Here is a 14,103-nt window from a genome sequence, read left to right on the forward strand (position 1 = left end):
TTCCGAGTTGAAAGTCATGAACAAGTAGTGAGTGGCACCGAAACCAAAAGGGCCCCTGTTCAGCATAACCGCTGAACAGGGGCCCTTTGTGGTGCGCCCACAGGGACTCGAACCCCGGACCCAGTGACTATGCCCGGCGAAGAGCAGGAATCCGAGTGTGACAACGAAAGGCTTTGTGACCAGCGGGGGTTATGAGTCACGCGACCACACGGGACCACCACGATGCGAGTAGGACCGAAACGAAAGTTGCGAATAAGTGGTGAGCGGCCCGTGGAGTGTCAGGCTGCCCGCGTGGAGCATTGATCGGCTGGCCGCAGAAGATCTGCGCCGGCGAAGTCGGATGAACTGGTCAATTCGATCGCTGCTACCGGGTGTCCCATTCCGGGCCCGTGAAGAGGCCTCGATCCAGAGGCGCAGTGCCGGAAATCGTGACCAGAAGCCGGAAGTGGAAGCCGACCTCGGGTCCGTTCGCGCGTTCGACGATCAACCGGTGATCGGTGAGGACCTCCACCACACCGATGATCGGATCAGGGACCCAACCCAACCGGGTCTCGCCGTGGTCAGCAACGAGGAAAGCCTGCGGGTCGACCGGGTTCTCAATGTCGCGGACCAGCCGGAGCTCGTCGCCAGTTCGCAGTTCGGCGATGCGGCCTTGTTCCTCCTGATCGAGATGCCGGACTCCGTTGGTGAGGAACGGGAACGACACGAAGTCGCCGAACCCACTCACCGGTGCGGGTAGAAGCTCAATGGTGTCGCCGACCCGCTGACCATGAGATCGCGCGAGGACTTCGAACGGTGCGGCACCCCTGTTACCGGATCTCGAACGAGAGCCCGCGAGTACTCCCCCACATCGCAGCCCAGCTACCGATGCACGCGGACGACGTCGGCGGCAGATTCGTCCTGGCGTGGAACGGCCGACCCGTCGCACTGACCGGTCCACATGGCCACTAGTGCCGAACGCGCCTCCCTGCGTACGCACGGGACCGAGTATCAATCCGAAGGAAATATTGCGCAAGTTATCTTTCACACATATGGTGGGGCCATGCCATCCGCTCCCCGCCCGGTGTCGAGCGTCTCCCAGCTCAAAGCGCTCACTCACCCGCTCCGCGTCCGCATTTTGTACGCCGTTCAGGCCGAGGGCGCGGCGACCGCCAGCCGGATCGGGCAGCTGGTCGATGAATCGCCTGCGTCCGTGAGCTACCACCTCCGCAAGCTCGCCGACGCCGGGTTCGTCCAGGAGGCACCCGATCGCGGTACCGACGGGAGAGAGCGCTGGTGGCGCGTTCCGGACGGCGGCTTCACCTGGTCCTCCGGCGATTTCGACGCCACCCCCGAGGGCCGGACAACCGATCGCGCAGCGCGACGACTTCTGGTGGACAACCAGTTTCGGCGTCGCCAGGAGTTCGACTCCGATCCGGACCGATGGGGTGCCGACTGGGTACAGGGTGCGTTCAGCACCGACTACGTACTGAGGATGACCGCTGAGCAGCTCGAGGGGATGTCGCGCGAGATCCAGTCGGTGATCGAGAAGTGGCGTGTTCGAGCAGAGTCGGCGGCCGCGCCCGCCGACAGCAGCCACGTCATGGTGTTCGCGCACGGGTTCCCGTTCGAGCCGTGACCACGACCCACTGGCAACGAAAGGAACCAGGATGCACCATCTTCCGCCCAAGCTGTACCTCGAACTTCACCGCGCCGAATTGACCCAGCACATGACCACGCAGCACCGCCGCGTCGCCACGCGACTGCAACGACAGGCTCACCGCGACCGCCGCCGTCTCCTCCGTGCGCAGCAGCGCATGACGCGAGCAGCGCAACAACTCGCCCGAGCCGACGCGGCGGCAGCCCGGTCCCGGCACCGTCTGCACGCCATCTCCGGAACCTGAGAAAGGCGCAGGCAGACGCGTCGCCACGACCTGCCGATGCTCACAAGCCGTCATCAACACCGCCGGTCAGCAACGCGCCCGACACCTGGTTCGACTGCACACCACGACAGCTCGGAAGCCGTAACGGCCTCGAAATGCAGCTGACACTCGGGGGTAGTTCGGACGACCTACCGTGAGCCATGAAATTCTTGGGGCACCCTGCGGGCCAGATCGGGATCGCCGCGATCGGCGGTATCGCATTCGGATTGGTGGTCGGGGACTGGGCCGCCAATCTTAAGTTCATCGGCGACTTGTTCATTCGGCTGATCCAGATGTCGATCGTCCCGCTGGTGATGGCGTCGGTGATCGTCGCGACCGGGTCGATGACGGGGACCGGGACCGGCAAGATCGCGTTCCGCACGTTCAAGTGGATGATCGGCTTCTCGTTAGTGGCCGCAGTCCTCGCGTGGGTTCTCGCCAGCGTCATCCGGCCCGGTGCCGGCATGGTCTTCACCCAGGAGGTGGACCCCAGCCTCGAGGCATCGGCCGGGGAGGCCCTGGGCTGGCAGGACACGGTGCTCAACTTCGTCTCGACCAACGTCTTCGACGCCATGTCGACGGCGACGATGGTGCCCATCATCATCTTCTCGCTGCTGTTCGGCATCGCTCTACGCGTTCACGTCAACAACACCGGCGACACCACTGTGCTCACGCTGCTCGATCAGATCCAGAAGATCGTGCTCACGATGATCCGGTTGGTCATGTTCATCGCCCCGGTCGGAGTCTTCTGTCTGCTCGCCGCACTTGCCGGTGATGTCGGGTTCTCCGTCGTGAGCACCGCGCTGAGCTACTTGGGCACGACGTTGCTCGGCGTCCTCATCCTGTTCGCACTGTTCGTCCTCGTCGTGACTGTGCGGACTCGCCTGAACCCGTGGAAGCTGCCCAACAAGCTGACCGAGCAGACTGCGGTGGCGATCACGACCACCAGTTCGGCCGTCACTTTCCCGACCGTACTGAGGAACACCGTGGAGAAGGTCGGTGTCAGTCAGAAAGTCGCGAACTTCACCCTCTCGATCGGGTTGACGATGGGCTCGTACGGCGCCGTCCTCAACTACATGGTCGTGGTGATGTTCCTGGCCCAGGCCGGGGACATCGACCTCAGTGTCGGGCAGATCGCGCTCGGGATGGGGCTGGCGATCCTGCTGAACATGGGCACCATCACGGTGCCGGGAGGGTTCCCTGTCGTCGCGATGTTCCTGGCCACCTCGCTCGGACTCCCGTTCGCCGCAGTAGGTCTGCTGATCGCCGTCGACTGGTTCGCAGGAATCTTCCGTACGTTTCTCAACGTCAACGGTGACACCTTCGTCGCCATGCTCGTCGCCAACGCCGACGACGAGATCGACCGCGACGTCTACAACGGCGTCACGACGGTGACCGCCGACGAGATCGACCTCGACGAATACCAGGACGCCCTGGCCAGCGCCGACCGAGCCGACTGACCCTCCGCGCAGAAGGGTTGCGGATCTCCGCCTTCGAGCACCGCGGAAGCCGCTGCAGTGGAACCTACTGCCGAACCGTGGCTCGTGGACGGCAGGGTGCGCGCGCGATAGCGCGAAGTATGCGACGGTGCGTGCATGACGCCCAACGAGTCTGCGGTCGCACAGCATGGACCGACTCGTTCTCGACGAAAGCGAACGTTCGCGCGTTCGATTACGTGTGGTCGTTGCATCCGCAGTGATCCTCGGGGTGATCTCCTTCTTGTCGAATCTGACCTCCATCGGCCAGCTGTCAGGGCAGGCCGATGTCCTGGTGGCAGCTCGGTTCTCGTTCTCCAGAATTGCCAACGCGGGTGTGGTCTGGGCTGCACTGTCGGTGGCATCCGCGTACGCGGCGCGTACGGCATGGTCGGCGGTGTGGTGGGGAACTGTTACCCCACTGCTGGCGCTGCTGGTGCACTACGGCGCAGGAGAGGTCACGGGCGCCCTGGGTGGAGCGACGTGGCGCGGAAAGAACATGATGTGGCTGGCCGCGGCGGTGGTGTTGGGTGCCCCGCTGGGACTCGTGGGCTATGTAGCGCGCCGCCCCACGACAGCCGGCCTGTTGGCAGCGCTCGTCGTGCCGGCCGGTGCTGTCCTCCAGCCGCTGCTTCTCGGCACACTGGGGTGGGACCCAATCGTGCCGTGGCCCAGCGCTCTCGCGAACGTGGTCAGCAGCATCGTGTTGGTGGTCGGCGGCGTCGTCGGCATCTGCGTCGTCGCGCAGATGAGGCTGCACCGGGTGCACATCTGACCGGGTCCAGCCGCTGCATTATCGCGGGAGAGTGTTGTCAGGCTTCGTCGTCGAGGACAGTCTCTGGGTACACCAGCAGCTCGGCCGCAGGTGCGAGAAACACCGGGGCGCACAGGACGGTGCTCGATGGTTGTCCCGGAAGCTCCCTAGAGTCAAGGCCGTGGAATCTGACTCTGTTGCTCTCTCGATGTCGGAGCTACGTGCGGTCGTCAGGTTCTCCGCCGACTTCGCTGCGGAACTTCTTCCCGAGTTCGAAGCGGTCACCCCTGGTGACTCATGACCTCGGGACGCTCTCGAAGCGGCCCGCGTCTTCGTCGATGGAGCCCCCAGGTCGAACATGCAACGCGCTGCGGCGTTCGCATCGCACCGGGCGGCGAAGATCGTCTCGAGCGAGATCGCGCGACTCGCAGCACTTGCCTGTGGCGATGCCGCGGCTGCGGCATATCTGCACCCGATTGCGAAAGCAACGCAGGTCGGGCACATTCTGCGCTCCGCAGCGTGTGCGGCCCGAGTGATCGAAGTGAAGTCCAGTGATGCGATGGTGGGAGCCGGCTTTCGCCGCATCGCTGCGCGTGCCATCGCGCCTGTGCCCGATGTGCTTCGACGCTATCCGGCCGCACTGCCCGGCAACTCACGATTGTCACAACTCGTGTGTGAACTGGACTCAGCGATTCGATACGGAACTGGAGAAGCATGAAGTTGCGCGGCCGCAGGATGGTTCAGCTGGCACTGGCGTTGGTGGCACTGGTTCTGGTCGTGGTGCTTGGTGCCTTCTTCGGGTGGGCGTCGTCCATCTCCTACACGCGGACAGCGACGGTCACTGTCGCTCCGGAGCGAGATGACTCCGCCGTTGCCGGGGCCCCTTATCGGACACGCGCAGCGGTCATCATGATCGGCTTCGACGGTCCGCAGGATGCAGGGCCGGTCGCGGAACGTCTGTCCCGTACGCGAGGCGGTCCGGCCTCGGACTACCGCGACGTGACGATCACACCGCAGGGAGACGGGAGCCTGGCGGTGACGGTGGTGGACCCGGACAAGGACGATGCGATCTCGATCGCCAACGACGCGGCGCAGGCCTACGCCGATCTGTTCAACGAGACCTCGACCGGGCCGGCGGGGTACGTGCTGCGGGCCGAGGTGTCGTCGCTGGCCAGCTAGGACGGGCAGGCGGTCCCGTTGTCGATGTCGCTCATGCGGCGTGGACTCCTGAGTGCCTATGACCACTGCCGTAGACATTCGAGTGTGGCCCGAACACGACCCGCGTTTGCTCCCGGGGTTTTCTGATGTGCCATCGCTGGAATCGAAGATAAACAGTCATGTAGTTGCCGGTCGGATTAACGGAACTCTCCGTTTCACGACGCCCGGGGGGGTACATGCGCCTTGTGCGCCTTGTTGTAGTCCTTGCAGCATCAAGTGGCAGGATTCGCCAAATTCCACGTCAGCTGTCCTGCGTCGAATTGAACCGACCAGCGATTCGCGAACCGTGTGTCCCCTGCCAGGGCGGTGCGAATGTCGTCCAAGAACTCGTTCAAACCGGCCCATCGAACACTCTCCGGGTTCAGGAATCCGCCCGAGAACTCGCTGATGCAGCCCCTCCTCGGGCCGGGGCGTGTGTCGATCACGAGCGACACTCCATCGAGGTCAGCTATCACCACGAGCCTGCGGTCGTATCCGACTGCCCACTCTCCCGCAGTGTCATCACCTTCGGAGTCATCGTCGTCATGGTCGAAGTCCCCCTCGATCCGCTCCCACAGCTGCGAGAGCTCCACACTTGACGCCGGACCCACGGGACGTGGTGTGGGCAGGAGGTCGGGATACCGCCAGCACCCTTGCTCGAACCAGAACCTCACCGACGGCTCACTGAGCGCATCGGCCGGATACCAGTCCTGTAAAGGGCCCGGCCAGCGTGCCAATTCGTAGGAGGGTGCGACCTCGTGCTCAACGAGGATCTCGGTGACGACAAGCCAGGTTTTCCCCAACGAAGTGGCGGGCCGCGGTCGAGGTGAACCGTCGCTGGTCGCGTCGCACGTTGCGGCGGGTGAGCTTGCTGGGCGGCGGTGCTCGTACGTGGCGACGAGCTCGTCAGCCAGAGCATCAGCGTCGATTTCCGTGTCGAGCAGATCGCGTGTAGTGACGAAAACGGTACCCATCATGCTGGTCGCAAGAATCCCAGGTGCGGTGTCGCTGCCCGATTCGATGAGCTGCCGCCGAGATTCGGTGATCATGCGGAGGTACCCAGCTCGTGGATCAGCGGCCTCCTCTACGAGCTGAAAGATTTGTTGCGCCACCGTGAACGACGCGGACCACACCACCATTGGACTCACCCCAGTCTCTCGAACGACGTGGCAGTCCAGGACTGTCGCCCGAACCACCGCGCACACGTTCTACCTCATCGTCTCGCAAGCACTTGGCGCCCGCACACTACGCACATCCATCTCAGAACAAATTCGTGAGCAGCGACGTCGCCGAGCACCGGTAGCCGCCGCGGAGATGTGGCAGCACACGGTCGACCACTTGAACATGTCCTACGGTGTTGCCGATCGTTCCTGCTGCCCCAGCGTTCTTACGGTGAATCTCGGCTCGGTCGGCCAGTGACGGCCAGCACTCGAACTTCTTGCTGCAAGCCGACGGCACGATGGGCACATCCTGAGAAGCTTCAGCCGGCTCGTTAGCGACGATCTGAGACTCGTCGCTGCAAATGGCCGAGACGATGGTGGACGACCATGGCTACACGACTCTTAATCCAACTTGTTGTCCTGTTGTTGCCACCCTGGCATCGGCTGCCCGGAGAAACTTATGAATTGCCCTCCCCGTTGAACGATTTTCACTTGTCGTTGTCGGGTGCGAGTCCCGTCCACGCGCGGGTATCTCTCTGAGAGAACTCCCGCACGAGTTCCGGATGAGTGGCGCGGAGATAGAGAGCTGCGAAGGAGTATCTGTTGTCCGCCTCCCACGCCCACCGTTCGCGGGGCATCTCCTCTGCCTCGGAGCGTGCGTCGGCGACAGTGATCAGGGCAGAGGGAACGCGGCGCACAACGGTCGCGTCATCGTTCCAGTCGGTCGATGCTGCCTCCTCGTCGAGTGGCATGTGGCCAGCAATGATCGCCGCGTCCTCGTCCGGGGCGAACTCGTTGTGTTGAACTCGACGCTGGAAACTGTTGTCCAGCAGATGGTCTTGTGTGAGTGCACCGACCAGCCATCCGTGATCAGGATTGCTCGATTGGGTGAGCAGCGCACACACCGGAACCGGCTGCTCGATACCTCCACCGCGGGCCACCGCGATCACCACTGCCATCCCGTCGTCCACCATCACCACCGGTGCACCATCGAGGCCGACGTCCGTACCCGGCTCGCCGTAGACATCGTCGTATGCGCCGCTGAGTAACTCGTCGAGAAGGTCACCCGTCGCTCGGCGCGCAATCCGCCACCGGTCCCGGTGTGCGACCGCGTCGATGAGCAGTCCGACATGCGCGGCAAGTCCACCACGATGGTGGGCCTTGTCGAGTCGATTGATCGGCATCGTCATGTTGTCCTACCGCGGTAAGTGAAACTGTTCAGCCGGACACAGAACGTGCACACCCACGGTGACGAGCTCCCTGGCGGCATTGTCGGACACCTGCAGCGTCGTCGAGACGAGCGAGAACGCAGATTGCGCGTCGCCGGTGACACCCAGTTCGCTACAGGCCTCCAACGCAGTCTGGTGAAGAACGTCCGCAGAGATCGCCACCAGCGCGGGGTTCGTGAGCAACGATGCGAACGTCGAGACGTCGGTACCCAGAAGTCGAGCGCGAGCGGCGTCGACATCCCCTCTGAGGCTCGGTCGGGTCAGCTCGATGGAGGACGCCTCGATCGATGTCGTTTCGTCACCTCCGCCGGGGTCGGCCGCACACCCCGCGACCGCCACGGCTGCCAGTGCTACGAGCAGCGCTGTACGAATCAGCGTTCGACCTACGGGGTACAACATCACGAGTCGAGGATATGCAGCGGCAACAGGTCCTCGCAGCACGCACACGCTTCGCCGACCACACCAGATCGGTACCAGCACAGCGACAACGATTCGCTGATCACCCCCGCGACCGCATTCGTCGGTCCGACCATGGCGGGCGAGCATCGCCGATGCGGCCGTAGGCGACCATCTCGGTCCAGAACGCGCACAGCCCTCGAGCCCACTGCTCGGTGGCCATCGGGAATGTCGGCGGGTGGTAGCCGAAGCGTTCAATCCAGTCAGTCGACACAGCTGGAGCGCTCATATCCGCACGCGAGGGCACGGGCACCGCCGCGTCGTACACTTCCGGGCGATCCCCGAGGCGGTACGTGAGAGTTGCTGTGCGTCCGCTCAGATGAAGGGAGAGTGGAACCAGTGCACTGTGCACGTAGCCGCGGATACTGAGCAGGTCGGCGAGCAGACCGATCGCCTCCACGGCGTCTCGATCGGCTTCGCGCACGCTCGCCTCGATTCGCCACCGACCGTCCGCGGTTGTCCGCGGATCCAGGTAAGCGGTGGGGTCGGCGAACGGCCCCTCGCGCAGGATCTGTTGCCGTAGGGCGATATTCGCCGGTAACGGTTCGATCTTGCGAACGTTTTCTTCGAGCTGCCCGTCCACCCTCGACCAGTCGAAGTTGTTCGGCGCCAGCATTGGCGACCCAGTCACATCCATAACGAACCCGATTCGGTACCGACCCGCACGCTCGGGCACATCCTGACTCTCACCGCGCAGGTAGGCGAAATCCGCCCACTGGTCCCCTAGACCGCCACGAAGCCAGCCTTCCGCCTCAGTGACAGAGATTCCTGCGGTCGGACCTGATTGCCACTGCAGAGGCGGTTCCGACTCCGACATCCGGTACGCAGACACCGCGACGCGCACGAACATCGGGGCACTGACGGGCGGAAACGTTCCGAGGTCGTTCGCGTAGGGATGGAAGCTGTGGCTGACGAGAACTCGCGAGTCGTTGTCGGCTATCGACGGTCCGTAGAGGCGCTGATCCGGCCGCAGTCGTATGTCCGACCGACCCTCGGAAGTCACCGTCGAGTGGATGGCCTGTCGGAGGAGCGCGACCGCACCGGGATACAGCAGCCGAACACGGGCAGCGACCTCGTCGGCGCTGCCGGGCCGATCAGAGTGAGGCACGCTTTCGCCCAGGGACCATGCATTATTGTAGACCCAGCGCGGCGGTGGACCGGGTCAAAAGTCATGAACAAGTAGTGAGTGGCGCCGAAACCAGAAGAGCCCCTGACCAGCTAACTGCTGATCAGGGGCCCTTTGTGGTGCGCCCACAGGGACTCGAACCCCGGACCCAGTGATTAAGAGTCACTTGCTCTACCAACTGAGCTATAGGCGCATGGTCGGAGCGGCTCGCGCTCCTCGGTGCGTGAAAGACATTAACACCTGGCGCGCAGGGAGTGAAATCGAGTCACTGACCTGCGCAGATGCTCAGCTGACGATCTTGCGGATCACCAGGATGGCGACGACGGCGCCGACGCCGATGAGCGAGAACTTCACGGCGGGCTCGTTGAGGGTGCCCACGACGCTGCGCTTGGTGTTCTCGACCAGCCGCTTCGGGTTGGCGCGCACGCTGAGCTCGTCCAGGGTCGACGCGAGCTGGTCGCGTGCGGCCTCGATGTCGCGCTCGATGTTGTCGGTGTTGCGTGCCACGAAAGCCCTCCCGGCTGGACGAAGATGCAGAACTTCTGCGGTCGCCTCAGAGCCTAGAGCACGACGCCCGGCGCGCCTGCCCGGCTCGGACGAGTCGGCTAAGTTTGGCATCGTGACCACGACCTCGAGACTGTCCGCAGGCGACGCTGCTCCCGCCCTGTCCCTCCCCGACGCCGACGGCAACACCGTGTCGCTGGCGGACTACGCCGGCCGACGCGTGGTCGTCTACTTCTACCCCGCCGCGGCGACGCCGGGGTGCACGAAGCAGGCGTGCGACTTCCGCGACAGCCTGGCGCAGCTCAACGATGCGGGCCTCGAGGTGATCGGGGTGTCGCCGGACAAGCCCGCCAAGCTGACGAAGTTCCGCGACGACGAGGGCCTCACGTTCCCGCTGCTCTCCGATCCGGAGAAGTCGACCCTGCAGGCGTGGGGCGCGTTCGGCGAGAAGTCGATGTACGGCAAGACCGTCACGGGCGTCATCCGCTCGACGTTCGTCATCGACGCCGACGGCAAGGTCGAGGTGGCTCAGTACAACGTGAAGGCCACCGGCCACGTCGCCAAGCTCATCCGCGATCTGAAGCTCTGAGCCGCCACTGCTCGGGCAGGCGGCTCAGGAACGCTGCTTCGGCCACCGCGATGGTCTCGATCTCGCTGGGGTCGACGCTCTCGTTCGGTGCGTGAATGGTCGACAGCGGCTCCTCGACGCCCATGAGGACGATCTCCGCATCCGGCACCGCGCGCTGCAGCGCGGTGCACAGCGGAATGGAACCGCCCTGCCCGGCGAACTGCACGGGCTCGCCGTAGGCGTCGCTCAGCGCGGTCATCAGCGTGCCGTACGCGGGGCCGTCCGTACGGGCGGCGAAGGGTGATCCGACGGCATCCGGCGTGACCGTCACCCGCGCGGACCACGGCGCCGCATTCGTCAGGTGAGTGACGAGCAGATCACGCGTCTTCTCGGCGTCCATGCCGGGCGGTACGCGCAGTCCGATGCGCGCGGACGCGCGAGGCACCACGGCGGCGGCGCTTCCCACCACGGGTGGGCAGTCGATGCCCATGACGGTGACGGACGGCCGGGCCCAGAGATGGTCGGCGATAGACCCGCTCCCGGTGAGCTCCACACCGTGCAGCACGCCCGCATCCGTCCGGAAACGCTCGACCGGATACTCGGCACCGTCCCACACGCCGGAACCGTCCACCCCGTCGATGGTGGTGTCGCCGTTGACGTCGTGCAGCGTGGCGAGCATCGCCACGAGGGCCACCAGTGCGTCGGGCGCAGGACCGCCGTACATGCCGGAATGCACTGCGCCGCAGAGTGTCTCGACGTCGACCCGCACGATCGCCATGCCGCGCAGCGACGTCGTCAGCGTCGGCGTTCCGACGGCGATGTTGCCCGTGTCGCCGATGACGATCACATCTGCGGCGAACAGCTCGGGACGGTCGCGCACCAGGTCCTCGAGGCCACCGGTCCCGGTCTCCTCCGAGCCCTCGCACACCACCACGATGCCCACCTCCGAGTCGGAGCCGAGCGCACGGAGCGCCGCGAGGTGCATCAGCACGTTGCCCTTGCAATCGGCCGAACCGCGGCCGAACCAGCGACCGTCCCGATCGGTCAACTCGAAAGGCGCGCTGTTCCACAGCGACTCGTCGCCCGCAGGCTGGACGTCGTAGTGCGAGTACAGCAGGACCGTCGGAGCACCGTCCGCGGCGCGGCGCCGACCGATGACGGCCGCCGATCCGTCGGACGTCTCGTGCAACTCCGTGTCTTTCACGCCGGCGTCGCGGAACGCGTCCCGCACCCACTCCGCGGCGGAGCGGCACTCGGACGGCGGCGCCTGCTCGGGATCGGCGATGGAGCGAAAGGCGACGAGGTCGGCCAGTTCGGCGCGCACTCGCGGCATGCTCGCACGCACGCGGTCTCGGAGCTCGGACAACTGCGCATCGGTACCAGAGGTCATGGAAAACAGTCTGGCACCTCGACGCGTCGACCTACTGCGGGAACTCCTGGTTCAGCCACTGCCCGGTCTGCTGCCAGTGCTTCGCCCACGCCTCGTCCTGCAGCTGCTGCGGGGACTTGTTCGGATCCTGCTCGGGCACCGGGACGGTGAACTGCGGAGCGGGTACCGCACTGGAAGAGGACGACTGCTGCTGTGGCGGCGTGGTCGTCCACGGCGTGGGCGCCGGCGCAGCGGCGGTCGGCGACCAGGGTGCTGCCGACGGCGCGGTCCAGTCGGAGGCCGCGGCGTCTGCTGCGGCGTCCTCTGTCGGAACCGGCGCTGCCGGAGCAGCGGGGGCCGGCGACGCGGCCGGAGCAGCGGGAACCACCGGTGCCGCGACTGCGGGAGCATCTGCCACCGGGGACGCGGAGCCACCGTTCGGGGCCTGCTGCTCCGCGGCGGTGTTCTGGGGCACGCTGTCCGATCCACCGGACATCACGGCAGCGGTACCGATGCCCGCCGCGACCAGCGCTGCTGCTGCAGCAGCGCCGGCGAACCCGACGAAACGGCGCGAGCGGCGACCGGTGGGAGCGACGGACGCGGCCGTCACCACCGGGATGGCCTCGGTCCGAGCATCGTCGATCGGATCGACGACAGCAGGCGCCACGACGGCGGGGAACACCTCGGTGTCGGTGTCGGACGACGTCGTGGGAGGAACGGCCTTGTCGACGGGCGTGACCTCGTCGGCGGACGCGACTCGGGGGCGAGCAGCCGCGGCGGCGGCACCTGCCACACCGGCACGTGCCGCTGCGGACTTCGAGATCGGCGACGCGGACGCGCCCGACTTCACGACGCCGGACTTCCCCGCACCGGTCGCGGACCGGCGTACCGGCTTGGCCGGGACGGGACGCGTCGGGCGCAGAGGTGGGCGGGCTGCCGCTGCGGCGGCGGCGACAGCGGAGGGTGTGGTCCGCTGCCAGGGCGCGACATCGTCGGCAGGAGGAGTGGCGTCGTCGTCGAGTGTCGCGCCGGCGGCGGGCGTGTCCGCGACGACCGGGGTGGGAGAGTCGAAGACGGGAACACCGAACGCGAGTTCGAGGATGGGCGGAGCCACGTCGATGTCAGCGGCAGCGCCCGAGGTCACGACGGACATGACACAGGCGTCGGCGACGTCCACCAGGTCCCACAGCATCGGCACCGTCAGCCCGATCTGCTCGGGCGAGAAGTCCTCGAGGTCGATCGACTCGGCGACGCCGAGGTCCGACCCGTCGATGGGAGACAGCAGGGACGCCGTCACCGTGGACCCGTCCAGGTGATACAGCAGAACGGCGGAGACCACGGTGGTGTCACCACGGGTCTCGGGTGCGCTGCTGTTGCGGGGGGTGTCGTTCATGATGTGCCTCCTCTTCTCGAAGACGAACCGGAAGCCGACACAGCCGTCGTGACTCCCCCGAGACCGGCCTGAACGATCGACTACTTGCTCCGTCAGTGAACGATGCGTCTTGTAACAGTCTCTAAACATACCGTAAGTTCATATTGAATGCGGCCGAACGGTAGCTCACTGTTCGAGAACGGTGGGTCGACCGATACTGTTGGTGACGTGGAGTCGACCGACGGAGCACCGGGGCGCAGCACCCCGATCACCGAGGAGACAGCGCACGAACAGGGCCTTCACGACGAGACCGATGTCCGCGACGGGGCCGACACCAGCGAGAACGCGGACGAGAACGAGCCCGTCGAGCTGCTCCCCCGCCGCCGCCCCACCCAGGAGCGCAGCAAACGGAAGTTCGACGCGTTGTTGACGGCGTCGCGCGAACTGTTGACCGACGTGGGGTTCGAGTCGTTCACGTGCGAGGAGGTCGCGGCCCGCGCCGGGCTGCCCATCGGCACGCTGTACCAGTTCTTCGCCAACAAGTACGTCATCGTGTGCGAACTGGGTCGCCAGGATCTCGCAGGCGTGCGCCAGGAGTTCGCCGATTTCGACGGGGAGGTTCCGTCACTCGACTGGCTACGCTTCCTCGACGACTTCCTGGACCATCTCTCCAGCCTGTGGACGTCGGATCCGTCCCGACGCGAGGTGTGGTTGGCGATGCAGTCCACCCCGGCCACACGCGCCACCGGCATGATCCACGAGAAGGCGTTCGCCGCCCAGGTGGAGCGGGTGCTCGCACCGCTCACACCCCGCACCCCACGTGCCCGCCGCAACCTCATGGCCGAGGTGCTCGTGCACGTCGTCTACTCCATGCTCAACTTCTCGGTGCAGGACGGTCAGAGTCACGCCGACGCCGTCGCCGAGCTGAAGCGCCTGATGGGCGCCTACCTGTTGGTGGCAGAAAAGGAGAGCCGACGCTGATCGCGTCGGCT

16 protein-coding genes and 1 tRNA gene are annotated in these 14,103 nt (G+C 65.5%); 8 read left to right on the plus strand and 9 right to left on the minus strand.

What is annotated here, in order from left to right:
- Positions 1-364: 364 nt before the first annotated feature.
- A complete protein-coding gene (locus HQ314_RS05560) occupies positions 365-706 on the minus strand; it encodes a hypothetical protein (RefSeq protein WP_222649444.1) in 342 nt (113 codons plus the stop codon).
- A gap of 336 nt (positions 707-1,042) precedes the next feature.
- Here HQ314_RS05560 and HQ314_RS05565 point away from each other — a divergent pair, with 336 nt between their 5' ends.
- The 6 genes from HQ314_RS05565 (at position 1,043) to HQ314_RS05590 (ending at position 5,309) form a co-directional block, all read left to right on the plus strand.
- The gene (locus tag HQ314_RS05565; protein ID WP_222649445.1) at positions 1,043-1,618 is read left to right on the plus strand and encodes a transcriptional regulator; all 576 of its coding nucleotides are present in this window, start codon (positions 1,043-1,045) and stop codon (positions 1,616-1,618) included.
- A 31-nt stretch (positions 1,619-1,649) separates the two neighbouring features.
- Positions 1,650-1,883, plus strand: a complete 234-nt coding sequence (locus tag HQ314_RS05570) for a hypothetical protein (RefSeq protein ID WP_222649446.1) — start codon at positions 1,650-1,652, stop codon at positions 1,881-1,883.
- Positions 1,884-2,062: 179 nt separating this feature from the next.
- A complete protein-coding gene (locus HQ314_RS05575; RefSeq protein ID WP_222649447.1) occupies positions 2,063-3,361 on the plus strand; it encodes a dicarboxylate/amino acid:cation symporter in 1,299 nt (432 codons plus the stop codon).
- Between the two features lie 247 nt (positions 3,362-3,608).
- A complete protein-coding gene (locus tag HQ314_RS05580; protein WP_222649448.1) occupies positions 3,609-4,151 on the plus strand; it encodes a hypothetical protein in 543 nt (180 codons plus the stop codon).
- Between the two features lie 337 nt (positions 4,152-4,488).
- Positions 4,489-4,848, plus strand: a complete 360-nt coding sequence (locus HQ314_RS05585; protein WP_308119234.1) for a hypothetical protein — start codon at positions 4,489-4,491, stop codon at positions 4,846-4,848.
- Complete coding sequence (locus HQ314_RS05590) at positions 4,845-5,309, plus strand: hypothetical protein (protein WP_222649449.1); 465 nt, start codon at positions 4,845-4,847, stop codon at positions 5,307-5,309. Before HQ314_RS05585 ends, HQ314_RS05590 begins: the two co-directional genes overlap by 4 nt.
- 251 nt (positions 5,310-5,560) lie before the next feature.
- Here HQ314_RS05590 and HQ314_RS05595 read toward each other — a convergent pair whose 3' ends face one another.
- From HQ314_RS05595 to HQ314_RS05620, 6 genes are all read right to left on the minus strand, one after another.
- Positions 5,561-6,376, minus strand: a complete 816-nt coding sequence (locus HQ314_RS05595; RefSeq protein ID WP_222649450.1) for a hypothetical protein — start codon at positions 6,374-6,376, stop codon at positions 5,561-5,563.
- Positions 6,377-6,975: 599 nt separating this feature from the next.
- The gene (locus HQ314_RS05600) at positions 6,976-7,677 is read right to left on the minus strand and encodes a hypothetical protein (protein ID WP_222649451.1); all 702 of its coding nucleotides are present in this window, start codon (positions 7,675-7,677) and stop codon (positions 6,976-6,978) included.
- A gap of 6 nt (positions 7,678-7,683) precedes the next feature.
- The gene (locus HQ314_RS05605; protein WP_222649452.1) at positions 7,684-8,055 is read right to left on the minus strand and encodes a hypothetical protein; all 372 of its coding nucleotides are present in this window, start codon (positions 8,053-8,055) and stop codon (positions 7,684-7,686) included.
- Positions 8,056-8,215: 160 nt separating this feature from the next.
- Positions 8,216-8,788, minus strand: a complete 573-nt coding sequence (locus HQ314_RS05610) for a hypothetical protein (RefSeq protein ID WP_222649453.1) — start codon at positions 8,786-8,788, stop codon at positions 8,216-8,218.
- 627 nt (positions 8,789-9,415) lie between these two features.
- Positions 9,416-9,491 (minus strand) — tRNA-Lys (locus HQ314_RS05615).
- A 92-nt stretch (positions 9,492-9,583) separates the two neighbouring features.
- Complete coding sequence (locus HQ314_RS05620; RefSeq protein WP_027505503.1) at positions 9,584-9,805, minus strand: DUF3618 domain-containing protein; 222 nt, start codon at positions 9,803-9,805, stop codon at positions 9,584-9,586.
- Between the two features lie 112 nt (positions 9,806-9,917).
- Between HQ314_RS05620 and bcp the strand changes: the two genes are divergently transcribed.
- On the plus strand, positions 9,918-10,391 hold the full coding sequence (gene bcp / locus HQ314_RS05625) for a thioredoxin-dependent thiol peroxidase (RefSeq protein WP_222638574.1): 474 nt from the start codon (positions 9,918-9,920) through the stop codon (positions 10,389-10,391).
- Here bcp and HQ314_RS05630 read toward each other — a convergent pair.
- Both HQ314_RS05630 and HQ314_RS05635 read right to left on the minus strand, forming a co-directional pair.
- A complete protein-coding gene (locus HQ314_RS05630) occupies positions 10,369-11,760 on the minus strand; it encodes a dipeptidase (RefSeq protein WP_222649454.1) in 1,392 nt (463 codons plus the stop codon). The two genes, bcp and HQ314_RS05630, sit on opposite strands and share 23 nt — an antisense overlap.
- A 31-nt stretch (positions 11,761-11,791) precedes the next feature.
- Entirely contained in the window at positions 11,792-13,132 is a 1,341-nt protein-coding gene (locus HQ314_RS05635; protein ID WP_222649455.1) for a hypothetical protein, read from the minus strand.
- A 348-nt stretch (positions 13,133-13,480) separates the two neighbouring features.
- Here HQ314_RS05635 and HQ314_RS05640 point away from each other — a divergent pair, with 348 nt between their 5' ends.
- Positions 13,481-14,092, plus strand: coding sequence for a TetR/AcrR family transcriptional regulator (locus tag HQ314_RS05640; RefSeq protein WP_027505499.1), 612 nt, complete (start codon positions 13,481-13,483; stop codon positions 14,090-14,092).
- The last annotated feature ends 11 nt before the right edge of the window (positions 14,093-14,103 follow it).

Origin of the sequence: Rhodococcus sp. BP-332, from assembly GCF_019836065.1 — a bacterium.
Classification (GTDB): Bacteria; Actinomycetota; Actinomycetes; order Mycobacteriales; family Mycobacteriaceae; genus Rhodococcoides.